Origin of the sequence: Nostoc sp. (genome assembly GCF_036916575.1) — a bacterium.
Taxonomy (GTDB): Bacteria; Cyanobacteriota; Cyanobacteriia; order Cyanobacteriales; family Nostocaceae; genus Nostoc.
On sequence record NZ_JBALGC010000014.1, the window covers coordinates 1 to 24,085 of the forward strand.

Annotated in this window: 22 protein-coding genes and 2 pseudogenes; 14 read left to right on the plus strand and 10 right to left on the minus strand. The window is 42.9% G+C overall.

Features of this window, described 5'->3' with window-relative positions; translation table 11 throughout:
* Positions 1–297: 297 nt before the first annotated feature.
* Positions 298–855 (minus strand): SRPBCC family protein, encoded by a 558-nt coding sequence (locus V7L29_RS04460; protein ID WP_334734663.1) that lies wholly within the window; start codon positions 853–855, stop codon positions 298–300.
* 468 nt (positions 856–1,323) lie between these two features.
* On the opposite strand from V7L29_RS04460, the gene V7L29_RS04465 reads away from it, so the two are divergent.
* The 3 genes from V7L29_RS04465 (at position 1,324) to V7L29_RS04475 (ending at position 3,369) form a co-directional block, all read left to right on the plus strand.
* The gene (locus tag V7L29_RS04465; RefSeq protein WP_334692269.1) at positions 1,324–1,518 is read left to right on the plus strand and encodes a hypothetical protein; all 195 of its coding nucleotides are present in this window, start codon (positions 1,324–1,326) and stop codon (positions 1,516–1,518) included.
* Positions 1,519–1,916: 398 nt separating this feature from the next.
* On the plus strand, positions 1,917–2,081 hold the full coding sequence (rd, locus tag V7L29_RS04470) for a rubredoxin (RefSeq protein WP_334692268.1): 165 nt from the start codon (positions 1,917–1,919) through the stop codon (positions 2,079–2,081).
* 49 nt (positions 2,082–2,130) lie between these two features.
* Positions 2,131–3,369, plus strand: coding sequence for an NAD(P)/FAD-dependent oxidoreductase (locus V7L29_RS04475; protein WP_334734664.1), 1,239 nt, complete (start codon positions 2,131–2,133; stop codon positions 3,367–3,369).
* 113 nt (positions 3,370–3,482) lie between these two features.
* On the opposite strand, the gene V7L29_RS04480 is transcribed toward V7L29_RS04475, so the two are convergent.
* Complete coding sequence (locus tag V7L29_RS04480; RefSeq protein WP_334734665.1) at positions 3,483–3,968, minus strand: SMI1/KNR4 family protein; 486 nt, start codon at positions 3,966–3,968, stop codon at positions 3,483–3,485.
* A 125-nt stretch (positions 3,969–4,093) separates the two neighbouring features.
* On the opposite strand from V7L29_RS04480, the gene lpxD reads away from it, so the two are divergent.
* The 3 genes from lpxD (at position 4,094) to V7L29_RS04495 (ending at position 9,113) form a co-directional block, all read left to right on the plus strand.
* On the plus strand, positions 4,094–5,146 hold the full coding sequence (lpxD, locus tag V7L29_RS04485; protein WP_334734666.1) for a UDP-3-O-(3-hydroxymyristoyl)glucosamine N-acyltransferase: 1,053 nt from the start codon (positions 4,094–4,096) through the stop codon (positions 5,144–5,146).
* Positions 5,147–5,834: 688 nt separating this feature from the next.
* Complete coding sequence (locus V7L29_RS04490) at positions 5,835–8,738, plus strand: FG-GAP-like repeat-containing protein (protein ID WP_334734667.1); 2,904 nt, start codon at positions 5,835–5,837, stop codon at positions 8,736–8,738.
* Between the two features lie 105 nt (positions 8,739–8,843).
* Positions 8,844–9,113: a hypothetical protein gene (locus V7L29_RS04495; RefSeq protein ID WP_334734668.1), complete on the plus strand. Its 270-nt coding sequence runs from the start codon at positions 8,844–8,846 to the stop codon at positions 9,111–9,113.
* Here the strand turns inward: V7L29_RS04495 and V7L29_RS04500 are convergent.
* Positions 9,102–10,007 (minus strand): CoB--CoM heterodisulfide reductase iron-sulfur subunit B family protein, encoded by a 906-nt coding sequence (locus tag V7L29_RS04500; RefSeq protein WP_334734669.1) that lies wholly within the window; start codon positions 10,005–10,007, stop codon positions 9,102–9,104. The genes V7L29_RS04495 and V7L29_RS04500 overlap by 12 nt on opposite strands.
* 420 nt (positions 10,008–10,427) lie before the next feature.
* Between V7L29_RS04500 and acpP the strand changes: the two genes are divergently transcribed.
* The 5 genes and pseudogenes from acpP (at position 10,428) to V7L29_RS04525 (ending at position 15,446) form a co-directional block, all read left to right on the plus strand.
* Positions 10,428–10,682, plus strand: a complete 255-nt coding sequence (acpP, locus tag V7L29_RS04505) for an acyl carrier protein (RefSeq protein ID WP_334691602.1) — start codon at positions 10,428–10,430, stop codon at positions 10,680–10,682.
* 394 nt (positions 10,683–11,076) lie between these two features.
* Positions 11,077–12,327, plus strand: coding sequence for a beta-ketoacyl-ACP synthase II (gene fabF, locus V7L29_RS04510; protein WP_334691601.1), 1,251 nt, complete (start codon positions 11,077–11,079; stop codon positions 12,325–12,327).
* A 252-nt stretch (positions 12,328–12,579) separates the two neighbouring features.
* Entirely contained in the window at positions 12,580–14,607 is a 2,028-nt protein-coding gene (gene tkt / locus V7L29_RS04515) for a transketolase (protein ID WP_334691600.1), read from the plus strand.
* A gap of 123 nt (positions 14,608–14,730) precedes the next feature.
* The gene (locus V7L29_RS04520; protein WP_334734670.1) at positions 14,731–15,024 is read left to right on the plus strand and encodes a hypothetical protein; all 294 of its coding nucleotides are present in this window, start codon (positions 14,731–14,733) and stop codon (positions 15,022–15,024) included.
* A gap of 5 nt (positions 15,025–15,029) precedes the next feature.
* Positions 15,030–15,446 (plus strand): annotated as a pseudogene (locus V7L29_RS04525) (PIN domain-containing protein).
* An 87-nt stretch (positions 15,447–15,533) separates the two neighbouring features.
* Here the strand turns inward: V7L29_RS04525 and V7L29_RS04530 are convergent.
* The gene (locus V7L29_RS04530) at positions 15,534–15,785 is read right to left on the minus strand and encodes a hypothetical protein (RefSeq protein WP_334734671.1); all 252 of its coding nucleotides are present in this window, start codon (positions 15,783–15,785) and stop codon (positions 15,534–15,536) included.
* Between the two features lie 115 nt (positions 15,786–15,900).
* On the opposite strand from V7L29_RS04530, the pseudogene V7L29_RS04535 reads away from it, so the two are divergent.
* Positions 15,901–16,260: pseudogene (locus tag V7L29_RS04535) on the plus strand (Uma2 family endonuclease); the annotation flags it as partial.
* 367 nt (positions 16,261–16,627) lie between these two features.
* Complete coding sequence (locus V7L29_RS04540) at positions 16,628–17,038, plus strand: hypothetical protein (RefSeq protein ID WP_334688837.1); 411 nt, start codon at positions 16,628–16,630, stop codon at positions 17,036–17,038.
* 187 nt (positions 17,039–17,225) lie between these two features.
* Here V7L29_RS04540 and V7L29_RS04545 read toward each other — a convergent pair whose 3' ends face one another.
* Together V7L29_RS04545 and V7L29_RS04550 are read right to left on the minus strand one after the other, a co-directional pair.
* Positions 17,226–17,417, minus strand: coding sequence for a hypothetical protein (locus V7L29_RS04545; RefSeq protein ID WP_334688836.1), 192 nt, complete (start codon positions 17,415–17,417; stop codon positions 17,226–17,228).
* 417 nt (positions 17,418–17,834) lie between these two features.
* Positions 17,835–18,440, minus strand: coding sequence for a DUF3318 domain-containing protein (locus V7L29_RS04550; RefSeq protein WP_334734672.1), 606 nt, complete (start codon positions 18,438–18,440; stop codon positions 17,835–17,837).
* Between the two features lie 268 nt (positions 18,441–18,708).
* Between V7L29_RS04550 and V7L29_RS04555 the strand changes: the two genes are divergently transcribed.
* The gene (locus tag V7L29_RS04555) at positions 18,709–18,969 is read left to right on the plus strand and encodes a hypothetical protein (protein WP_334688834.1); all 261 of its coding nucleotides are present in this window, start codon (positions 18,709–18,711) and stop codon (positions 18,967–18,969) included.
* A 160-nt stretch (positions 18,970–19,129) separates the two neighbouring features.
* On the opposite strand, the gene V7L29_RS04560 is transcribed toward V7L29_RS04555, so the two are convergent.
* From V7L29_RS04560 to V7L29_RS04575, 4 genes are all read right to left on the minus strand, one after another.
* The gene (locus tag V7L29_RS04560) at positions 19,130–20,758 is read right to left on the minus strand and encodes an iron uptake porin (RefSeq protein ID WP_334688833.1); all 1,629 of its coding nucleotides are present in this window, start codon (positions 20,756–20,758) and stop codon (positions 19,130–19,132) included.
* Between the two features lie 154 nt (positions 20,759–20,912).
* A complete protein-coding gene (locus tag V7L29_RS04565) occupies positions 20,913–21,530 on the minus strand; it encodes a Crp/Fnr family transcriptional regulator (protein ID WP_334734673.1) in 618 nt (205 codons plus the stop codon).
* A 533-nt stretch (positions 21,531–22,063) separates the two neighbouring features.
* A complete protein-coding gene (gene phoU, locus V7L29_RS04570) occupies positions 22,064–22,732 on the minus strand; it encodes a phosphate signaling complex protein PhoU (protein ID WP_334734674.1) in 669 nt (222 codons plus the stop codon).
* Between the two features lie 28 nt (positions 22,733–22,760).
* Complete coding sequence (locus V7L29_RS04575; protein ID WP_334688830.1) at positions 22,761–24,080, minus strand: sensor histidine kinase; 1,320 nt, start codon at positions 24,078–24,080, stop codon at positions 22,761–22,763.
* Positions 24,081–24,085 lie beyond the last annotated feature (5 nt).

Sequence of the window (24,085 nt, forward strand, 5' to 3'; positions counted from 1 at the left end):
AAGTTGGGAGAAGGGGTTAGGGGATGAGGGCAAAACGTCCTCTCAAAGCAGATTTTTTCTTAAGTTGACACCAATGAGCATTGCTGTGCCCCTACTGCTTGGTCTATTTACCTGAAAATAACTGTAATAAAGAAATTTCTAAAAGGTTTTACTACGCAAAAGTGTCCCTCTTTGAGTTGGAGAGAAACTTGAACTTTCGTTCAAGGTCAATTCAGGATTATCTCACGCAAAGACGCAAAGTTGAACAAATGCGTCTTTGCGTTTTTTGTGAAACTTGTCACAAATTTAATAGCAGTCTTATTGACTCTTACAAAGCACTTGTCGCATTTTACGCATATTTGCAGGCAACTCAAAGTTCATTGCTTGTTGAATGAAAATTGATGGAATTGGAATAAGAGGTGTAGCTTGCACAGTATAAGCAAGCATTGTGCCGTTACCGCAATCCTTGAGTTCTAAATTGGCATGAAAGTCCTCAAAAGTTCCTTTTTCCATGCGAAATTGAATTTGCTGCCCCAACACTTCCATGACGTTGAGGTAAATTTCAACTTGAGCGGTGAAAAAGAAAAAGGCTTTTTGTGCTGCTTGATACAGATGTTTCACTTCATCTCTGTATATCACTTCGCTTTTAGTGATATCAGGAAAATATTGCACCCACCGGGGATAATCAGTTAATTGCTGCCAGACTTGCGATCGCACCATCGGCAAATACATCCAGGCTGTTACAGCGCCACCCCACGTCTTGTGCGATCGCGTTTCTACCAAAATTTCACCCTGTACCAGTAATCTTTGCTTGTCTTGACTCCAAGCCATATCTGAACCTGCAATAATTGAGTCTGATATATAAGATGCAGACATAATGATTTCACCTACTCCTCAACTCATCCACCTAAATGCAGTTGAAATTACAAGTCATAAAACTTGATTTATATCCAACCCATTAAATTTTAGTTTTAGTCTAATACCTATCTTTTCCTGAAACAATGATTTTTTAGTAATTATTTCACTCACTTTACTGTAAAAAATGTATTTTTTATCACAATTAACACAATTAGTACTTAAGTGAAGTTTATCAAAAGAATACTTCTAGATGAAAAACTATGTTGTTAATAGCTAGAATGGCACAAACACGACCTAATATCAAGCACCTTATCCCAACATTTAAAAGTAGCCGCTATCCAAAGTAAGTTCGCAAAAGTAGACTTATAGTGATTAGCATATCTCAATTTTTAGGTGTTATTTCTGATGAAACTGCAACTTCATCATAATTTCATATCTTCTTGTCAATATCAAGTGTAATGTCTGTTGAGTTGAGAGGAAAAGTAGGTGAGTCAATCTTCTTTAAATCGTAGATTAATCCAGATTTTTGGTATCCTTCTTGGCATTAGTGTCGCCATCTGGGTACTGAGAGGCTTTGGTATTCTCACTTTTATTCCAGGTGGAATAATTTGGCTACTATTACTAGGGGCGATCGCGATCGCGATTATCAGTTACGCCCAAAGGAGATGGTGGCGTATTTAATCTGATTTATGAAATAGTCATTAGTCATTAGTCAAAGATACAAGAGTTTTTCGTACATACCTCGCCCCTCCTGGGCGAAAAAAACTAATGATTACGGGCTAATTCAAGCCACGCCGACAAGGAACGTGATTTCTCCTGGACTAATGACTCCGCGAAGCGATTTGATTTTCATGCCGTAGTTTCGTTTAAGAATTGTAGCGTGCCTATTTTGACTCACTGCCAAAAGTATTTAATATAGGACTTACGCATAAAGTACGAAATCTAGGGGCAATACCCTACGGGAAGCCGATGCAGCGTCTACATGAATTGCCCCTACGGTAAATCAAGGCTTTCAATGCCTTTTTGCGTAAGTCCTGTAATAGTGAAGCAATCCCAATAATTTACTAGGGGAAACAAACATGGCAAAGTATATATGTACTGTTTGCGCCTATGAATATGACCCAGAACAAGGCGATCCAGATAGCGGTATAGCACCGGGAACAGCTTTTGAAGATATATCAGATGATTGGTCATGTCCAGTTTGCGGTGCCACAAAAGACCAATTTGAACTAGTTGAAGAGTGAAGATAACCGCTAGCCTAGTAAAGTACATGCTATTGAGAAATTTTAGAACTTGCTACCGTTACGAATCGTAGTTCTTGGGGGTGGGGCAGCGGGATTTTTTAGCGCGATCGCTTGTGCTAAAGCCAATCCTAATGCCCAAGTTACTTTACTCGAAGCCAGTCGCCAACCCCTAGCGAAAGTGCTAATTTCTGGTGGTGGACGCTGCAACGTTACTCACGCTTGCTTTGAGCCGGAGGAGTTAGTCCAAAATTACCCCAGAGGTGCAAAAGCTTTGCGGGGTGCTTTGACTCGTTTTGGGCCTGAAGATACAGTAGCTTGGTTTGCTGCTCACGGAGTCTATCTAAACACTGAAGCTGATGGCCGGATGTTTCCCGTCACCAATACTTCAGAAACCATTGTGGAATGTCTGATTAAAGCGGTGGCAACATCTGGGGTAAAACTCCGTATCGGTACACCTGTAACTTCAGTGACCGCAGCAGATGGAGGGTTTGATATTCTTCTGAAGTCGGGAGAGACGATTCAATGCGATCGCCTACTTCTTGCGACCGGCAGCAGCCTTGCGGGTTATAAAATTGTCCAAGAGTTAGGTCATCAAATTGAACCGCCAGTACCCTCGTTATTTACCTTCAACATTCTTGATCAAAAGCTGCGGGAACTGGCTGGAGTTAGCGTTAACTCTGCCCAATTGCGGTTATCTACGGGCGGAAAATCCCAATTACAACAAACTGGGCCATTGCTAATTACCCACTGGGGTTTGAGTGGCCCCGCTGTTCTAAAGCTTTCTGCTTGGGGTGCAAGATTTCTGCACGAAAGCCACTATCAAACCAGATTATTGATTAATTGGCTACCCCATTTGCAACAAGAACAAGTGCGAGAAAAAGTTTTAGCAGTTAAGGATGAATGGGGAAAGAAAGCGATCGCATTGCATCGCGGCGTTGATCTACCCCATCGTCTCTGGCAATATATCATCGCCCGTGCAGGCATTACCACAGAAGACCGTTGGGCAGGAATATCTAGTAAAACCTTAAATCAACTGCTGCAAGAACTTACTCAGGGACAATACTTAACTAACGGTAAAGGAGCCTTCAAAGAAGAATTTGTTACCTGTGGCGGTGTCAATCTCAAAGAAGTCAACTTCAAGACGATGGAAAGTAGGTTAGTTCCTGGTCTTTATTTTGCTGGAGAAATCTTAGATATTGATGGCGTTACCGGTGGGTTTAACTTCCAAAGTGCTTGGACAACTGGGTATTTAGCAGGGATAGCAATGGCGACTAGCGAGATAGCTTAAGAGAGTTCGTAGTAAGCACTTGAGTCTTTACTACGAACTTATAAAAATTAATTTAGCAGATTACTCTAAGGATTATCGTTAAAGTTTATTATCAGAAAGATGACTTTAAAATTTTATCTTACTTCTCTTTTTATCAAATATTCAGCTCCTTCTACAAATCCCTCTATCCAATCCATCACAGATTTACTACACTCTTGGATTGTTATGCAATCGTCATGTAGAAAATAAACAGAAGAGTCATCTTGTCCATCGGCAATAATAAACCACGGATCTCCATGTAAAGCACAGATACAGAAAGCATTATTAGGCAAGGTTGTACATTCGTCTCCTTCAGCAATGGACTCAAGGAGACTTTCTCGCTGCCACTCATTCATTTTAATAAGTCGATCAAAGTAAAACTCAAATTCCGAACCTCTAACAAGCTTCCCAGCACTATGCCCAAGTAAACCTAAGATTTCCTTGTAAGTCCTTGGTAAAACTCCATATTTACTTTCAATGTATGCAATTTCCTTTGAGGTACATCCTTGTAGCTCTTGCTCATTTGTTACTATTCCACTAGTAAACAAGCGCTCTCTTAATTCTTCTATATTATTAATCATTTCAAAAGCTTGAAGTTTCTAGAGGATAAATAATCTCTATCTTAATTATTAATTACCTGGTTAGTACAAAGCGACAAAAATAAAGCTACCATCCTTTGTAGATCAATATTTGAACACACCCAACAATGAAATTCAGCGAAATCCTCAGCCAATTTGGTGACACAGCCACCAATCATAGCCTGACTAGCAACCCAGACCATGACCCAGAAATTACAGGTGTAGCAGCCATTGATGAAGCTAGCAACGGTACTCTCAGCTACGTAGAAGGTGCAAAATTTGGGTCTTTGATCGCCAAGAGCAATGCTAGTGCTTTAATTTTGCCCCAGGACGAAAAATTACAGGTGGTTGCACAGCAGAACGGTATTGCCTGGCTAGCAACCCCAGATCCGCGACTGTTATTTGCCAAAGCGATCGCACTTTTTTATCAACCATATCGCCCTACCCCAGAAATTCATCCCACTGCTGTGATTCACTCCACCGCAAAAGTTGGTAGCGATGTTTATATTGGCCCCCATGCTGTGATTCAACAAGGGGTAGAAATTGGCAATGGCGCAATTATTCATCCGAATGTGGTGATTTATCCAGATGTTAAAATAGGCGATCGCACCACCTTACACGCCAACTGTACCATCCATGAACGCACCCACATCGGTGCAGATTGCGTCATTCACAGTGGTGCTGTCATCGGTGCAGAAGGCTTTGGTTTTGTTCCTACCCGGACTGGTTGGTTCAAAATGGAACAATCCGGCTATACAGTTTTAGAAGATGGCGTAGAAGTTGGCTGCAACAGTGGCATTGACCGCCCAGCTGTCGGAGAAACACGGGTAGGTCGCAATACAGTAATTGATAGCTTAGTGCAAATAGGTCACGGTTGCAAAATTGGTTCTGGCTGTGCGATCGCAGGTCAGGTTGGCATGGCGGGAGGTGTTAAACTGGGAAATCGCGTTATTTTGGCTGGACAAACAGGAATAGTCAATCAAGTGAAGATGGGAGATGGGGCGATGACATCTGCTCAAACTGGAATTCACAACGATGTTGCACCAGGAGAAATTGTCTGCGGAACTCCAGCCCTTCCTTACAAACTATATCTCAAGGTATCTGCTGTTTATGGTCGCCTGCCAGAGATGTATCAATCGCTAAAACAATTGCAACGTAAATTCAAAAATAGCAATGATTAATAGAAGCTAGTAAGTTAAAAGGTAAAAGTAAAAACAGAAGAAAGACTTAATAAGTTCTCTTTTGCCTTTTTACTTTTGCCTTTTCGCACTTGATTAGGCGGAAGAATGAAATTAAAAGTACGTAGGCGTAGCCCGTTGGAGACATCGCTTACACATCAACTTAGATAATTGCCTACATTCTCATATTAATTTACTAAAATCAGTAATCTCCGCCTTCAGTTCAACCATTGATTCAATAGCAACAAGCTATTGCTTTAAGATAAATATTTTATACACAATTAAAGAATAGTCAGTAAATTTGCTTATTTTTTATATTGACGTTGAAAAATAATTAAGCTATAACCAGCAATGAGAATCTTTGATACACAAATGACCGAGTAATTTACTAGGGTCTAGAAACCCGATTTCTGGAAAAAACAGGGTTTTTTTAAAATAACGATAGGACTGACGTAAGAACTCTTTAAAACTCCTATTCTTTCTCTTCTCTACCTTGGGCTGCGCCAATAAGACGCTTTGCGTAGCTTGCTTCTCCATATGAGTACTGTCCTTTGCGTCTACATTTTTTCATAATTATTGCCTAAGTCATGAACGAATTACCTCTTGCCTTTATTACGTGGGCATAAGGTGGTTTTGTGCTGTGACAAAAACCACAGTTATCTACTAATACAACATAAACCAGTGAACAACTATGACAGCTACAGCAATATTAAATTCAAATCCACTCCCAAGCCAAGAAAATCACGACAAAATCTTAGTCCTCATCGACTCAGCAGTGAATGATTATCAACTACTAGTGGAGGGTATTGAGCCAGCAGCACAAGTCATAGTTTTGGATAATCACCAAGATGGGATTACACAAATTAGTCAACTACTCGCTCAACAACCAGTAGATAGCTTACAACTTATAACGCATGGTAGCCCTGGTAGCTTCCAACTAGGTAACATTACACTAAATTTAGACAATCTCCACACCTACCAACAACAACTACAACAGTGGCAAATCAGGGAAATCCTCATTTATGGATGTGAAGTAGCCGCAGGAGAAACCGGAAAAACCTTTTTAAACCAACTACACCAACTCACAGGGGCAAATATTGCCGCCTCCACACAGAAAGTAGGCAGTAGCCAACAAGGGGGAAGTTGGGAATTAGCAGTCAAGATTGGGGAGATATCTACAACATTAGCTATAGCCGCCGCAGTCACACAAGCATACCTCCAAGTATTGGCTTTTAGCCCTGCCACCACCTTCAGCGTCGGCACTGCTCCCGAATCAGTAGCATTAGAAGACATCAACAGCGACGGCATACTCGACTTGGTAACTGCTAACTACGACAGCGACAACGTGAGTGTGCTGCTAGGAAATGGCACTGGCAGCTTTAGCTCTCAAACCCCCTTCAGCGTCGGCACTGGTCCTGTTTCAGTAGCATTAGAAGACATCAACGGCGACAGCAACCTCGACTTGGTAACTGCCAACAACAAAAGCAACAACGTAAGTGTGCTGTTAGGGGATGGCACTGGCGGCTTTAGCTCTCAAACCCCCTTCAGCGTCGGCACTAGTCCTGTTTCAGTAGCATTAGAAGACATCAACGGCGACAGCAACCTTGACTTGGTAACTGCCAACAACAAAAGCAACAACGTGAGTGTGTTGCTAGGGGATGGCACTGGCAGCTTTGGCTCTCAAACTACCTTCAACCTCGGTACTGCTCCCTATTCAGTAGTATTAAAAGACATCAACGGCGACGGCATACTCGACTTGGTAACTGCTAACTACGACAGCAACAACATGAGTGTGCTGTTAGGGAATGGCACTGGCAGCTTTGGCTCTCAAACCCTCTTCAGCGTCGGCACTGAGCCTCTTTCAGTAGCATTGGAAGACATCGACGGCGACAGCAAACTCGACTTGGTAACTGCCAACTACGTCAGCAACAACGTGAGTGTGCTGTTAGGGGATGGCACTGGCAGTTTTGGCTCTCAAACCACCTTCAGCGTCGGCACTGGTCCTGTTTCAGTAGCATTAAAAGACATCAACGGCGACAGCAAACTCGACTTGGTAACTACCAATTACGTCAGCAACAACGTAAGTGTGCTGCTAGGGGATGGCACTGGCAGTTTTGGCTCTCAAACCACCTTCAGCGTCGGCACTGGTCCTGTTTCAGTAGCATTAAAAGACATCAACGGCGACGGCAAATTCGACTTGGTAACTGCCAACGAGGCCAGCAATAACGTGAGTGTGCTGTTAAATACTACTAACACCCTTCCCACAGTTGCCAATGCCATAGCTGACGTAAGTGCAACTCAAGACACAGCTTTCAATTTCACCTTTGCTGCCGACACTTTCAATGATGTCGAGGATGGCACAAATCTCACTTACACCGCTACTTTGGCAGATGACACTGCCTTACCTAATTGGTTAAGTTTTGACCCCAGCAGCCGCACCTTCACCGGCACACCTCCCACTAATGGGAATTTCAACATCAAAGTCACTGCTAAAGATCAGGCTAACGCCTCTGTGGATGATGTGTTTGCTTTGGCTGTCAACCCAGCACTCCAAGAAGTTACACAGTTAATTGATAGTACCAATGATATTTTCCAAATCAGTAGTTCCAATCCTACTGTTAGATTGCAAGTTACTCTCACAGGGCGTAATTCTCAATTAGTCAATGAATTGGCAGTGTTTACTGTTGATGATGACAATGGCACAATCGACGGTATTGCTCCTGGTGCAACAGGTTACACTGAAGCAGCCATCGCTAGAAGTGCAGTAATTTTATCTGCTATTGCAAATATTCCTAATGGCTTTGATAGTAACAATCTCACCCGGACTCTAGAATTGTCTACCAATGACAAATTCCGATTTGCTTTACTCAAAAATAATACTTTTGATGCTGTGAAAGCTGGTTCTGCAAGTTCCTCGGATATCATCTTCTCTGATTCTTCCAGCCAAAAGATTACAGGTTTAGGAAATCGTGCTTTCTCTTTGGGTTGGCGGGATGGTTCTAATAATAATACTAGTGTATTTAATGACTTAGTAGTGAATGTTCAAGCTATAGATAATCCATCACCCCTGGGTACAAATCTCCAAGATAAATTTGAAGGTGAGGTGATTGATTTAACAGATATTAGTGGTACTGTAGCTGCGACATTTACTGTTAACCGAGAAGCATTCTATGACAGTTTTGTGGGCTTTTATCGGGTGACTGATGCAAATGGGGGAATTGACACTAATAATGATGGTGTCGCTGATCTTCTGGTTGGACAACCTGGTTATGTCCAAGCTGCTGTGAATCAACGAATTGCAGATATTAATTTAACAGTAAATAATCAAGCCACCGCCACTTCTACTAGCTCTTTGTCTGGTGGGGGGATTTTTGTCCCATTTATTATTGTCAATGGTAGACCTGATGCTTTGCTAGATAGTAATACTAGTAATGATCCAGCGGTTTATTTCCCTTTCTTGGGTGCTAATTCCGACAAGAGTGACCATATTCGTTTGTTAGGCGATAATGTTTTTGGCTTTGAGGATTTACCTAATCTTGGCGATAAGGATTACAATGACGTGATTGTCAAAGTTGGGTTGAGTATAGCAGCTTAAGCTAAATTTAGCTCCCCAACTTATTCAATAAGTCGGGGATCTTGGGCAGTCTCATATTTAAACAAAAACAGCAACATTCAAGCTCTGAACTCGGAAGTTGAGCCTTTGAACTCGGAAGTTGCACCTTTGAACTCGGAAGTTGCACCTTTGAACTCGGAAGTTGAGCCTTTGAACTCGGAAGTTGAGCCTTTGAACTCGGAAGTTGCACCTTTGAACTCGGAAGTTGCACCTTTGAACTCGGAAGTTGCACCTTTGAACTCGGAAGTTGCACCTTTGAACTCGGAAGTTGAGCCTTTGAACTCGGAAGTTGCACCTTTGAACTCGAAAGTTGAGCCTCTGAACTCGAAATGTCCAGTTGAGAAACTAAAATCCTAATTTTTCTAACACTGATTTTGTGGAGACAACGTGGCGTTCTAAACCCAGTTCTTTTGGACTAACTCCAAGTGCCAAAGCAACCAACTGAGATAAATGCAACACTGGTAAACCTAGCTTCTGTTCAATCACCTTTTCTACCTCTGGCTGACGCGAATCTAAATTTAAGTGGCACAAAGGACAAGGCGTAACTATACAGTCAGCACCAGATGTCAAGGCGTCCTGAATATGCATCCCCGCCATCTTGAAAGATTGGGTAGTGGCATAGCTAGCAAGGGGCCAACCACAACATTGCGTCCGACCTCGGTAATAAATTGGTGTTGCACCCACTGCCCGAAACATATTTTCCATCGCTTCCGGTTGGAAGGGGTCATCATAGGGCATAGATTTTTGGGCGCGGAGAAGATAACAGCCATAAAAAGCCGCACATTTTAATCCAGTTAACTTTCGGGTGACACGTTTGGTAATTTCCTCTAAACCATAATCTGTTACCAAGGCGTAGAGAAGATGTTTTACGTCGGTACTGCCGCGATAAGGTGAACAGCCTTCTTTATGCAGCAAGCCATTAACCTGTTGAATGTAGGCAGGATTAGAAGTCTGGCATTCTTTCAAGTGTTCGTTGACGTGACCGATAACACCTTGACAAGTGCTGCAATGGGTAAGTAAGGGCAGATTTAATTCTTCCGCTAGGGCAATATTTCTGGCGTTAACTGTATCTTCCAGTAGTAGAGAATCTTCTTTAAATGTGCCAGAACCGCAACAAGCAGCTTTTTTAAGTTCAACTAGTTCAATACCCAGTGCTTGGGTAAGCGCTTGAGTTGACTGGTAAAGTTCCCGACAGGCCCCTTGGGCAACACAACCAGGGAAGTAAGCGTATTTCAGGGTGTGAGATAGCATAGAAATATGTTTGGGTTAGAGCGATCGCTCTAAACAATAACTGTTTTATCATCCCTTGTTAGCACCGAAGTTCTGATGTTTGACGTTCAGCGACCCTTTTACCATCTAGGTTTAAAGTCGCAGCATCTACATATTCTTAATTGCTAGCAAGGCTGTAAATACTGATAGAGACATTGTAAAAAATTTTAGCAATAATTGGAAAACTGAAGCATTTACACGGGATCGGCGATGGCGTAGCCCGCTCCATTGCCCAAGTGTTAAGAGAAAACTTACCTCATTCTTTTTAGAAGAAAGGTTTTCTAACAGAAAAACCCTTGGCAGTATGCGGGCGATCGCGCTTGACGATAAGATGTATATGCTCAAAACAATGTCTCCTCTAAAGAGCAGATCCTCGCAACTGGTTAAGGACTTTTATTATTTATGAGCCAAACGCAACTTTTTGATAAGGTCAAGAAAATTGTCGCCGAACAATTGAGTGTTGACGACAAGATCGAAATCACACCCCAGTCCAAGTTTATGGACGATCTAGGAGCAGATTCTTTGGATACCGTTGAACTGGTGATGGCTTTGGAAGAAGAATTTGATATCGAAATTCCCGACGAAGCTGCCGAGCAGATTATATCGGTTCAAGACGCAGTAGATTACATCAATAACAAAGTTACCGCATCAGCTTAACTGGGGATTGGGGATTGGGGATTGAGGATTGGGAAAATTTTTCCCGCACCTAGTCATCATGGACAGCCACTGCGGTCTTCTCCCATTCGTGAGAGGCTACGCCAAGGCGGAGCGTCTACGTAGAAAAGGGGTCACCTCAAGTGTTGGCGTAGTGTCTTTGAACAGGAGAAGCAAGTGGCGTAGAAACCCCCTACAGCCCTTCCCTAAGGGGACGCCTTGCGGCGAACGGGCATCCTACGGCAGGCGTTAGCTTCTCCCAAAGAGAGAAGACCACGCTGGCTCACCCAGTACCTAGTCACTAGCTCGAATTTTTTGCCTGCTGCTTCTTGAAAAGTTCAGATCGCCGGAAGCCGGCGCCCCGACTTTTCGTTTTTTCGCCATTTTTAACTGAATCATGACAGATCATACACGTAAACGCGTTGTTGTAACTGGTGTTGGCGCGATTACACCTATAGGTAACACAGCAACAGAATATTGGAATGGATTATTGAGTGGACGCAATGGCATTGACTACATCACACTTTTTGATGCGTCTCGCCATGATTGCCGCATTGCTGGTGAGGTGAAAAACTTCGATCCACATGATTACTTGGAGCGCAAAGAGGCCAAGCGGATGGATCGATTTGCCCAATTTGGGGTTTCGGCAGCAAAACAGGCTCTATCTAACGCGCAGTTAGTGATCAATGACCTGAATGCAGAACAGGTGGGTGTCATGATCGGTTCTGGCGTTGGTGGCATTAAGGTATTAGAAGACCAGCAAACTATCTACCTCAACCGTGGGCCCGAACGCTGTAGTCCATTCATGATCCCGATGATGATCGCCAATATGGCCGCAGGATTAACGGCAATTCACACGGGTGCTAAAGGGCCAAACTCCTGTCCTGTAACTGCCTGCGCTGCTGGCTCCAACGCCATAGGAGATGCTTTTCGTCTCATTCAAGGGGGATACGCCCAGGCGATGATTTGCGGGGGAACGGAATCAGCTGTTACACCATTGTCGATGGCTGGGTTCGCCGCCTGCAAGGCACTCTCTTTTAGCAATGATCACCCGACTAAAGCTTGCCGTCCCTTTGACCGCGATCGCAACGGATTTGTCTTGGGTGAAGGTTCAGGAATTTTAATTCTAGAAGAACTGCAACACGCCATCAGTCGCGGCGCTCACATTTATGCGGAAATGATCGGCTATGGTATGACCTGTGACGCCTACCATATCACCTCCCCCGTCCCTGGTGGACTCGGAGCAGCTAGAGCGATAGAACTAGCCCTCAAGGATGCCAGTATAATTCCCGAACAAATCAGCTATATTAATGCTCACGGCACTAGCACCCCAGCTAATGATTCAACTGAAACCTCAGCAATCAAAAAAGCTTTGGGAGAACATGCCTATAAGGTGGCAATTAGCTCCACCAAATCGATGACAGGTCATTTATTGGGCGGTTCAGGAGGTATTGAAGCAGTCGCAACAGTACTGGCGATCGCTAATGACCAAATTCCACCGACAATCAATCTGGAAAATCCCGATCCAGAGTGTGACTTAGATTACGTGCCTAACTCTAGCCGCGCTCAAAAAGTCGAGGTAGCAATATCCAATTCTTTTGGGTTTGGCGGTCATAATGTCACACTGGCCTTTAAGAAATACGTCTAAAAATTTCCCATTTTATTGCTAATCGGCTCTTTTGAGATGACTGTGCCAAAAGTATGATAGATATCATTCCGCTATAACTTAAGCGTTCAACATGACCCAATTATCAGCTTGATTTATCACCACAAACTCAGGAGATCCCGCTTGTCCATCGACAAGCGGGAGTGGGATGATGAGGATACTGTGGGGAATCTAAAATAACCCCAGCAAGAGAAGCTACAAAGAGTGCTAACCCGTCGTTAAAAACAAGAGATTATGACTGTTGCAACCCAATCCCCCAAAGAAGTTTCCCTCGAAGAACTTTGTATTAACTCGATCCGCTTCTTGGCTGTTGACGCCGTAGAAAAGGCAAAATCGGGACATCCAGGACTGCCGATGGGCGCGGCTCCGATGGCTTTTGTCCTCTGGGATCGCTTTTTGAAGTTTAACCCCAAGAATCCCAAATGGTTTAATCGTGATCGCTTTGTCTTGTCTGCCGGTCATGGCTCGATGTTACAGTACGCCCTGCTCTATCTGACAGGCTATGATAGCGTCAGCATTGAAGATATTAAGCAATTCCGTCAATGGGAGTCCAAAACCCCTGGACACCCTGAAAACTTCATGACCCCAGGCGTGGAAGTCACAACTGGCCCCTTGGGTCAAGGAATTGCCAATGGAGTCGGTTTAGCGATCGCTGAAGCACACCTTGCGGCTATATATAACAAACCCGATACCAAGATTGTTGACCATTACACCTACGTAATTTTAGGTGACGGTTGCAACATGGAAGGAATTTCCGGTGAAGCTTGTTCTTACGCAGGACACTTGGGATTAGGCAAACTCATCGCTCTGTACGACGACAACCACATCTCTATCGACGGTTCCACAGATATAGCATTCACCGAAGATGTTTCTAAGCGCTTTGAAGCATACGGTTGGCACGTCCAACACGTCAAAGATGGCAATACCGATTTAGAAGCGATCGCCAAGGCCATTGAAGCAGCCAAAGCTGTTACCGATAAGCCTTCTTTCATCAAGGTGACAACCACCATCGGTTACGGTTCCCCCAATAAAGCAAACACCGCTGGTGTTCACGGTGCTGCCCTTGGTGGAGACGAAGTAGCATTGACTCGGAAAAATTTGGGTTGGGAATACGAGCCTTTCGTAGTCCCAGAAGAGGCTCTCAACCACACGCGCAAAGCAGTGGAACGTGGCGCAGGTTACGAAGAAGAATGGAACAAGACTTTTGCAGACTACAAAGCTAAGTATGCTCAAGAAGCGGGTGACTTTGAACGCTACATAAGCAGCAAGCTGCCCGATGGTTGGGATCAGGTACTACCCACTTACACCCCAGAAGACAAAGGACAGCCCACCCGTAAACACTCAGAAACTTGCCTCAACAAACTAGCGACGGTTTTACCTGAATTAATTGGTGGTTCGGCTGATTTGACCCACTCCAACCTTACCGAAGTCAAGGGCAAAGGCGACTTTCAAAAAGGGCACTACGAAAACCCCAATATCCACTTTGGGGTGCGGGAACATGGTATGGGCGCAATCTGTAATGGGATAGCGCTGCATAGTTCGGGATTAATTCCCTACGGTGCTACCTTCCTGATCTTCACAGATTATATGCGTGCTGCCATCCGCTTATCCGCGCTTTCCCAAGCTGGCGTGATTTGGGTGATGACCCACGATTCCATTGGACAAGGTGAAGATGGCCCCACGCACCAACCCATTGAAACTCTGGCTTCCTTGCGAGCCATTCCTAATTTAACGGTATTTCGTCCCGCAGACGGTAACGAAACCTCTGGCGCTTATAAAATAGCGATCGAGAAAGCGAAGCAAAACGCTCCGTCTCTGTTGGCATTCACCCGTCAAAATGTCCCGAACTTAGCAGGTACGTCAGTTGAGGGCGTGGCGAAAGGTGGATACACAGTGGTGGATAGCGAAGGTACACCGGATCTAATTCTGATTGGCACTGGTTCAGAACTGAGCCTCGCTGTCAGCGCAGCCGAAAAACTCAAGGCTGAAGGTAAGAAAGTTCGTGTTGTCTCGCTACCTTCATGGGAACTGTTTGAAGCACAGGATGCGGCTTATAAAGAGTCCATTTTGCCGAAAGCTGTCACTAAGCGTTTGTCTGTAGAAGCTGGCGGCAGTTTCGGTTGGCACAAGTATATAGGTACTGAAGGCGATACTGTTAGTATCGATCGCTTTGGTGCTTCGGCTCCAGGCGGTGTTTGTCTAGAGAAGTTTGGCTTTAGCGTTGATAATGTGTTAGCTAAGGCTAAACAATTGTTGGGTTAATAGCAACAGAATATTCTCGAAATTGTATAGGGTGGGCATCTTGTCCACCTTTTTTTTACGCAGAGGAGCGCTGAGAAGGATTATTTATAATTTAGGTAATTAGTTAAATATTGGGAGGAAGTTATGCAAGAAGTTCCTAGCTATTATCAAGAACTTACCAATCGGATATCACCAATTGTAGACAACCTATTTAAAAGCAATAGCTTGTACTTGGTGAAATTAAAAAAATGGGAAATGATTGAAATGCTGGTAGACCGATTTGGTAAATTTTTACCAGAAGAAATGCGAGCGATTAAAGATGATGATTTAACACGCAGAATTGATAAGATTCTTGTCTTGGAGGCGGTTTCTGGCACCTTAAATGATTTGACACCAGAGCAAATCAAAATGTACGATGAAGCAGTAAAGCGAAAATAGGCAAAGTGACTTATTTACTAGATACAAATATTGTTAGTTACATTTTGAGGAGAAATGCAACTATTGGCAGTAAACTACGGGATGTTAATCGTTCAGGAGAAGAAGTTTTTATCAGTTGCATAACTTACTATGAACTTAAAAGAGGACTGTTGTATGCAAATGCTACGAGGCAGTTAGCTGAATTTAATCAGTTTTATAGTAAATATGAAGTTTGATTTCTGGATGATATAGAAATTGTTGAAAAAGCCTGCGAAGTTCATGTGGATTTAAAACGCAGAAGTCTAACTATCTAAGAGCAAAATATATTCATAGCAGCAACTGCGATCGCACGCGGATTAATTCTGGTTTCTAATGACTATGACTTGCTGCGAGTTGAAGGACTAAGTTTGGAGAATTGGCTATCAGCAGATTCTTATAAATAAGAGCTTCGTCTCTACTTAAGTTTACATTTGTCCTTATGACACTCGTGTTTAGAAACTGGGTTTTTCTAAAAAACCCAGTTTCTAGTCCTAAATTCCTACTAACTTATCTAAAATAGCCCTAGCGCGAGAATCCTTTAGTCCTTCTGCTGTCCGATAAAAAACCTCCCATTCATCAGAAGTAATTTGTAAATATGATTTGTATTTATCTGCTGATGCTCTCAACCTTTGTTTGTAATCTGGATAGGAATAGATTTTAAGGTAGCGTCCGCGATTACCTGTGCGGCGAACCTTTACTTTCCACTCACGATTATGGCTGTCACATAAAACTGTTTCTCCCAAATCATGTTTAACGCTATGCCGTGTGTGGTCGAATAATTTATTGGCATCTTGGGCGATTTATTTACCAAGCCTATATAAATCTAATATCATTACTTTTCCCTCCAAAACTATTTGTTCCCAAGAACGAGATAAAACACCCATTACAGGTAAATTTTGGGTTTATGAGTAAGCAATTAGAGTTCCCTTCTATGGCATTTATGAAGTGAAGAAAGCCAGTGTTCAGGTGTATCAATTGCTCAAGGGTGAATATCGGCTAATACCTGCCAATGAACGCGGACATTATCCTGTTGAACCGAGAAGTATAGAATTGGGAATTTGGCAAGGCCGCTATCAAAATCTAGAATTACCCTGGCTGCGCTGGTGGGATAATCAGGGTAATTTGCTACAAACAGGATGGGAGCGATCGCAGCAAGCAGAAGCACGAGCGGAACGCTTGGCTGCTAAACTAAGAGAATTAAATATTAACCCCCTATAAGTTAGTTTAATTATTTTGGCAACTATCTTTAGATAGATAGGGTAAACACTATGCGGTTGATCATTAGAAATCCTTTGCTAGTAATGAAAAAACAAAACTTTCATACCGAAAAATCTCTGGTCCATATTTGATTTATTTTGTCAATATGTAATCCCCAGCATTGCTTAAGAAATCAGCAAGGCCTTCTCTAGACTGAATTTATATTCATGCTTTCAGTGGATGCAGTTATGGCTTTGCGAATGCGATTATATATATGTACTCGAACAATAAATAGTTGCTGTTGTTCAGATGAAAAAATCAGAATTTTATCCGGCTCCAGTAACTTTGGTTTTTAGCCAATTGTTTGATGTTTTGAGAAGGTAAGACAATGAATAATATCCTCAAGCGCACACTTCTACCTAGCCTTATGGCTGCAAGTTTAGCTGGTGTCACCTTAGTTCCGGCAAAACCAGCTGCTGCTGATGACCAAGTACTAAGAGATGTAGGTATTGGGGCTGTTACCAATGTAGTAACAGGAGCTGTTAGAGGACATGGTAGTGTATTAGGCAATGCTGCCAAAGGTGGTGTCACTGGGGCAGCCGTCAACGGTGCAAATGGTTTGAGAAAGCATCGGTATCGCAATCACAATCGCCGGAGCGCTGTTCAAGATGTTGGAGTCGGTGCAGGGGCTGGCGCATTGACTGGCGCAGTTACTGGTGATGGTAGACATACCTTTGGCAATGCTATTGATGGTGCAGCTGTCGGTGGAGCAATCCATCTATTAACCAATCACAAATAATTCCTAAATTCATCAGCCGAAATACTTTCCAACCGTTAACGAACTTATCCCTCCCTAACTCCTCTCCTTCCTAAAAGGAGCTAACCCAACCTCTCTTCCCTAGTATGGAAGGGAGGTTGGGGGGTTAAATTATATTGAGATATATGCCACCCTCAATAACGGATGACGTTAGACTTAATAGTAAACTCTAGCCCTTCAACGCCTTTCTAAAGTTTCGACGATAGGATTGATTTGTAATAAACAAAGCTGGCCATAGCAAAGCTAAACCAATGCGATTGGTCAAAGTTGGATTAAAATTAGTCCGCCCAAACCCATTCCAAAACTTCAAAACGCCGCCTCCGTAAACCGCTATCAAACCAATAAAAATTAAAGTACCCATTCCTATCAACTCCGTTAGTAACTGACAGAATTTAAGTTAAGTTTTCTCACACGAGGTAAGCACTTCATTAGCAACACCGAGAAGGTATGACAAAACTTCCCAGTTTATGACATCTAAAGTTAAACACACATTCTCTTATTCCAGTGTAGAATAGCCTCATGCATTGCAGCTAGTTTGAAGCTCATCTCTTGCATCTTGTTGCCCAAAGGCTAGAAGCCTTGGGCTAAATGCGTAAAGCCTTATATGTTATAAAGCTTGCTGTAGTTCTAAAAAACGAGAAATTATGCTAAAAATTAAGCATAGACAACACCAAAACTTATCTGAAATTTAAAGGTTTTGAATTGTTCGCTGTCAAAAACCCATATAAAAACTTTTCACTTTAAATGTTGCTACAGATGGGCAGCAGTGACATTTATTCTACTTATCATAACTTTCTGGGATACCAACTGGTGATAAACCTGCGATCGCTCGTAAGTTTTGGCAACGAATCAACTCAGTAAAATTTAAACTGGAACGCCCTTCAATTTTGGCTACCGTTTCAATCGCAGATAACAGATGTTGCGCTGCTTGTGCTTCTGAATAACCGCGCCGCTGTGCGATGCGAATTGCGGCTGCATCGGCATTTAACTCTGACTCTTGAGATTTATTAGTGCGCCAGATGCGAAATGCAGCGATCGCACTTAATCCCCCAGCTACGGCTACACCCACGACATCTGACTGTGCTGCTTCCAATAATCCGCCTAACAGCCCGGCCAGCACCACACCTTGATAAATGTCGGGTTTAAACCACTTCACTCCCGTCAACCAACTAACCATCTGCAACAGCAGCAAGTCTCGTTGTGGCTTTGTCAAGCGACGCCACAAATCGAAATTAATATATATCGGTCGCGCCTGATTCCAGGGTTGGGGAAAGGAAGCATCAATCACTTTTGCTTGCTCTGGCTTACTAACGATTTTTGTCGTCATCCGACCAGAAGCAGGCATCACATCTAACAAACGGCGAATTTCAACATTTGGCTCCATAAATTTAATTATTAGCCATAATCTGCATGGTAACTATTTTAGTTATCATTCGTGTTAACCTTTGATTTGTGAAATACTCTGGCAGTCTTTCTAAATGGCTGTTCTATTAGTGAAAACCTCTGCAAATTGCGATTTGTGAGACCAGATAAAGGCATAAGAATATTGATTAAGCAGTTTGATCGGGTGGCGGGATTTTATGGTACTCGTTTGCCCCCAAGTTCAAAACCTCAAAGTTTTGGATAACCATTGATATTACATTTTTAACGATATGGACGCTTTTGCTTCCCTCCCCCCTGAATGGACGAATAAGGCAACACATGCCTATGAATTTTGCTGTCCTAGCTGCCGCTCAAGTAGCCTGGAAGCTGAAAAAGTTTGGCTAAATCGGCGATCGCCTGTACTTACAGAAGACCGTCGTCGCAAATGGCAAGAGTTCTACTATTGCCACTGTGGTTCTGTGTGGTGGGCTTGGAGTAGCGATCGCCCCCCAAAAGATATATCGAATCAGCCAGATTATAATCCCACATAGGAAAGTAGATTAAATACTAATAAAACTCTACCCGCTTGGTTGAGGAACGAAATCTAACTGCATTTTTGACTGTTATTAATCACTGTGAGTAATAAACAAAAGCCCACTTTTAGGTGGGCTTTTTTGATCTAATTCTGAGCTTTGTTTTCCATCACCAATTTTAGAAGGTGAAGGTAGTACGTAGAGTGCCTACGTATTCAGTGTCATTAGCGTCGTTGTGCTCTGGATTGAAGATTACCAACACTCCAGGGGTGACTTGAATATTATTGGAGACCTTATACTTGTACAGACCCTCCAAGTGATAAGAGGTATCAGTGTCTAAGTCATTAACTTCTTTGATGCTGCCACCAGTAACTCTGGGTGGTTGACCAAAGATAACACCTAAGACGTTGCCTTCTCCACCAAAATCTCTCAAAGCAAGTGCTCCAGCCCAGTACCAAACATCAGCATCTCTACCGGCATTAACACCAGTCCGAGCATCGATAGTTGTATAACCTCCCCAACCACTTATAGCCAACTTAGAGCTAATTTGGAACGTACCTTCTACACCGTAGTTGTTGGATTCAGTACGAGTGTTAGCCCCAAAGGGATTGTTGGCAAAAGTACTACCTGTACCTTGGAAGAGGTTGTTGACAACAGTATCACCTTGATAAGTCCGGGCATAGGTTAGACCAATATTAAAAGCTTTGCTGGGTTGGAAAGATAACTGACCAAAGATGGCGTTATCACCATTCAACAACCCATTATTAACGGTAGGGTCATTAGCAGTCCTAGCTAAATAAGCACCAGTCAAGCTGATCGGGCCATTAGGATTGAAGGTAACTGTCAAACCAGCGCCACCTTGACCTTGACGATAAATGGGGCTAAAACGTCCATAGCGAGAGAGAGCACCTCTAGCAGAGCTAGCAAAGTCAGGGTTAAAGGTATTAACGTTTTCGTATAACTCACCACCACTAGCATCAACCTTGACACGGACTGCCTTACTAAAGGCGAAAGCATAGTTGATTTTATCGATCACAACAGAGTTGCCAGTGCCAGTAACACCGTCAAAGCCCAAGCGGGTCATGTTAGTACCGCTTACACCAGCATTAGAGACGATGTTGCCAGCATTCAGACGAATTTGCAACTGGTCTTTACCAGTGAAACTGCTGAACAAATTCAAACGAACACGGTCACTAAAAGTGGTGTTAGAATCCAAGTCTTGAGCCGGAGCACCAGCAGGAACTGCTCTATTGTCACCAAAAACATCAGACGCGGCAAAAATTGCTTCTCCAACCAGCTTGGTGGTAGTAGAAAATTGATTGGCTTCCAACTCAGAAGTGCGGGCTTCTAGTGCATCGACACGACCACGCAGGGTTGCTAGTTCAGCAGAAAATTCTTCTTGTAAACGCTGTAAAGTAGCCAGGTCTTGTTTGCTAACCAAATCGGCAGTAGCTGTAGCAATCAGTTCGTTAACCCGGTCTAAACAGGCATTCAAACCTGCGGCAAATTCATAACGGGTCAAAGCACGGTTACCACGATAGGTACTGTTGGGATAACCTGCAATACAGCCGTAGCGCTCAACTAGGGATTGTAAAGCTTGGAATGCCCAATCTGTGGGCTGCACATCCGAAAATTGCGAAACTGATGTTACCTGACTCATGCTGTTAGACTCTTGAGCTTCAGATAACTGGGCAACATTTGTTACCTGTTCGTTGACTTCGGCAGCTAAGGCACTATTAGCAATGAAAAATGTAGCAGCTACAACAACCGGACTAACCTTAAAAAGATTCCAGAATCGTTTTGTCATGTTTTTGCTCTCACTCACACCTACAATAATCCAGTCATAATAAAATGCTTATAACACTTTATTTTCGGGGATTCTACATACAATCACAGCAATGATTATACCTTATCTTCTGTGATTATTACAAGCAAGTCAGCATAATGCTGAACCATAATTTTTAATTAAAATTTCTAATTAATTTATTTGGTAACCGCAGAATAATGCAGCGTTTGTGACGTAAAACTGTTCCTTCCTCCTCCAACTGTTGTAGGAGCCGGGTAATTGTTACTCGTGTGGTATTTAACACTTCAGCAATATCCTGATGGGTAACATTTAAATCAATTAGTTTGCCTTTATCTATGTCACGTCCAAATTTTTCACTTAACCACATTAAAAACTGCCATAAGCGTAGCGAAATTGGTTTTTGATGCACAATGCTTAATAGATCCTCTGTCTGTTGAATATGAGACAACAAAGCATTAATATTTTGATGCCATAGATGAGGTGGCACAATGCTTACTTCCACGCCTGTAAGACATTCAATTTGGTAGGGCTTGACTCTAGACAAAGGATAGCCAATCAGATCCCCTAGTCCCCAATAACCAAGAGTGATGAATGTTCCATCCTCACTCCACGTTAAGGTACGAACTGCACCGTGCTCAATGCGCCAAAGTACGTCATTTTGAAGTGGAATTACTTGCCGACGGGTAAATATCTGCTGGGGCAATTCTTTGCTGAAAGCAGAGCTATTTGACACGGCAGAAGACTTTGAAGTAGGACTTGTGGAATACATCATTAACCGTGACTACATAATTATCAAGGAATCTCGCTATTTACAATAATTAAGAAACTCTAATAATTTGTACTAAAATTTACCTGTATATCTGAAAGTCTATTCTTCTCAATTAGAGCTAGTACCGCAAGGCGGAAGTCAAAAGCCACTTGTACTGAGCGTAGCCAAAGTAAAAGTCACTCATTCAAAAGTATTATGTAATGGGATTTTTAGAGTTTTTAAATGGTTACTCTATTTACGCGCCCGAGCTACTAGGAACTAACTCAAAATCTTCTGATGGCAACAACTTATGATTTAAGGTATCTATCAGTAAGATAGACCCAAAATTTTTTAGTTATTTATCTGTTACTTTAATTGTGCAAGTTTAAGAATAGGTAAGCTTTTAGTAAAATATTTAGTTAACTTATTTTTAATTGTTTGTATATTTTAAGACTAAATAAGTGAGTAGGCGCAAATAATTATGAAGATATAGACTAAATCGCTGGATTTAGATCCCCGACTTATTGAAGAAGTCGGGGATCTAGGCAGCACGTCAATTAAGAGCGTTGACCGGTGACAATATATGCTACCCTTTGACCGATATTAGTGGCATGATCTGCCATGCGTTCCAGACAACGAATTGCCAGTGCTAGCAGTACAATTGGCTCGACTACACCAGGCACATCCCGTTGTTGGGCTAAAGTCTGATAAACGCGATCGTAAGCATCGTCTACAGTATCATCTAAGTGCTTTAAACGACGCCCGCCGGCTTCATCGAAATCTCCCAAGGCCTTCAAGCTAGTTGCTAGCATCGCCTGCGCGTGAAGGGACATAGCTTCAATCTCTGGCAAACACGTATGAGGCGCATAAGGAAAGATTTTAATCGCAATCTCAGCTATATCCTTAGCATAATCGCCAATGCGCTCTAAGTCTCGCACTAGTTGCATAAAAGCACTCAAGCAGCGCAAATCTTGAGCCGTAGGCGCTTGCAGCGTCATAATCGCCGTACAGTCTGATTCGATTTGTCTATAAAAGCGATCAATCTTTTTATCTAATCGGGGAAGTTCCTCAGCTGCTGTTAAGTTACGAGCAAATAAGGCTTGGTGGCTGAGGCGAAATGATTGTTCTACCAAAGCACCCATGCGTAATACATCCCGTTCTAAGCGCCTAATGGCGCGTGCGAGTTGGGGTCTTTGAGGATTGGGACTATAATCGATCGCTTTCACACTTGTTGTCTCAAACGTGAAGATATTATTAACTATAGTCTTGGCTTAAGGAGTTTGCCATAACTTCATGAAATTGAAGTTGCATCCACGCACCACCAGTTTCTGGATGGTTCATAGCTTTGATTGAACCCCCGTGGGCTAGAAGAATTTGCTCAACGATCGCTAAACCTAACCCATTTCCAATGATCGCCCCTATGGAGTTATCATCTTGTGGGGAATGGGTTCGCGCTTTATCTCCTCGATAAAATCGCTCAAAAACGTGGGGTAAATCTACTTCCGAAAACCCAACTCCAGAATCGATAAGATTTATTTCCAGGATTGGGGAAGCCCCATCATTATCCTTTGTTAATAAGATTTTGGTTTCAACGTGAATACTTGTACCAGGAAGACTGTACTTAATGCTATTGTCTAGCAAGTTAAGAAAAACCTGGTAAATACGAGCTTTATCTGCCTTAATCCAAAGAGTTTCTGGACCAGAATAAGCGAGAGACAGATGTTGGCGCTGTGCCAAAGGTTCTAGTGTTTCCCAAACAGATGCAATCAGCGATCGCAATTCTACAGCTTTAGCTTGCAATTGCATGTGTGGGTTTGCTTCCATTTGGGTGAGTTCTAGCCAGCTTTGCACCAAGTTAATCAACCGATCAACTTCTTGCATTAGGCGGTTAACCCAGCGATTTAAAGGTGGTTCCAAGCGGTTTTGTAGCGTTTCCACAACCAAGCGAATCGAAGTCAGTGGCGTTCTGAGTTCGTGTGCTAGATCAGAAAAAGAGCGATCGCGTATTTGATTTATATCTAATAGTGGTTGACGATTTTCTAAAAAGACTCCCACTTGTCCATTGGGTAAAGGCAAGCTAGACGCCCGCAAAGCTAGAGATTTTATTGTTGGCATCTCTGCCGCATTATCACAAGATGGATGAAATACCCATTCTCCGGTTTGTGGTTTTTGCAAATCACGAGTTTGCTCAATTAAATGGTCAAGTTCGTAAGACCGTACCAACTCTAGTAACAAGCGCACCTGTTCTGGTTGCCACTTTTGCAAATACAAAATTTCCTGCGCCTGCTGATTGCACCACAGCAGTTGATTTTCCTCATCCACCTGCAAATATCCCACTGGTGCAAAATCTAGCACATCTTGGTAAGTTTGCAACGACTGCTGCAAATCTTGCCGCTGCTGCTTCACCATCGCTATTTCCTGCCGCAACCCAGGAATCAGCAGCAGTCTCATGTTGTAAGAATGCGAGGTTAACGGTCGGAGTAAGCGCCCCAGGTAGCGGTTAAGTTGAACCTGTTGCCAAACCCAAAACCCAATGCCTACCGCTAAACCTAGAAAAAATCCCAATAAGAGCATTTGAG

Coding starts and splice junctions, on each gene's coding strand:
- V7L29_RS04540 (WP_334688837.1), top strand. CDS start 16,628: ATGAATAATATCCTCAAGCGCACACTTCTACCTAGCCTTATGGCTGCA.
- V7L29_RS04545 (WP_334688836.1), bottom strand. CDS start 17,417: ATGGGTACTTTAATTTTTATTGGTTTGATAGCGGTTTACGGAGGCGGC.
- V7L29_RS04460 (WP_334734663.1), bottom strand. CDS start 855: ATGTCTGCATCTTATATATCAGACTCAATTATTGCAGGTTCAGATATG.
- V7L29_RS04500 (WP_334734669.1), bottom strand. CDS start 10,007: ATGCTATCTCACACCCTGAAATACGCTTACTTCCCTGGTTGTGTTGCC.
- V7L29_RS04520 (WP_334734670.1), top strand. CDS start 14,731: ATGCAAGAAGTTCCTAGCTATTATCAAGAACTTACCAATCGGATATCA.
- fabF (WP_334691601.1), top strand. CDS start 11,077: ATGACAGATCATACACGTAAACGCGTTGTTGTAACTGGTGTTGGCGCG.
- tkt (WP_334691600.1), top strand. CDS start 12,580: ATGACTGTTGCAACCCAATCCCCCAAAGAAGTTTCCCTCGAAGAACTT.
- V7L29_RS04480 (WP_334734665.1), bottom strand. CDS start 3,968: ATGATTAATAATATAGAAGAATTAAGAGAGCGCTTGTTTACTAGTGGA.
- V7L29_RS04575 (WP_334688830.1), bottom strand. CDS start 24,080: ATGCTCTTATTGGGATTTTTTCTAGGTTTAGCGGTAGGCATTGGGTTT.
- V7L29_RS04565 (WP_334734673.1), bottom strand. CDS start 21,530: ATGATGTATTCCACAAGTCCTACTTCAAAGTCTTCTGCCGTGTCAAAT.
- acpP (WP_334691602.1), top strand. CDS start 10,428: ATGAGCCAAACGCAACTTTTTGATAAGGTCAAGAAAATTGTCGCCGAA.
- V7L29_RS04555 (WP_334688834.1), top strand. CDS start 18,709: ATGGACGCTTTTGCTTCCCTCCCCCCTGAATGGACGAATAAGGCAACA.
- V7L29_RS04560 (WP_334688833.1), bottom strand. CDS start 20,758: ATGACAAAACGATTCTGGAATCTTTTTAAGGTTAGTCCGGTTGTTGTA.
- lpxD (WP_334734666.1), top strand. CDS start 4,094: ATGAAATTCAGCGAAATCCTCAGCCAATTTGGTGACACAGCCACCAAT.
- rd (WP_334692268.1), top strand. CDS start 1,917: ATGGCAAAGTATATATGTACTGTTTGCGCCTATGAATATGACCCAGAA.
- V7L29_RS04550 (WP_334734672.1), bottom strand. CDS start 18,440: ATGGAGCCAAATGTTGAAATTCGCCGTTTGTTAGATGTGATGCCTGCT.
- V7L29_RS04490 (WP_334734667.1), top strand. CDS start 5,835: ATGACAGCTACAGCAATATTAAATTCAAATCCACTCCCAAGCCAAGAA.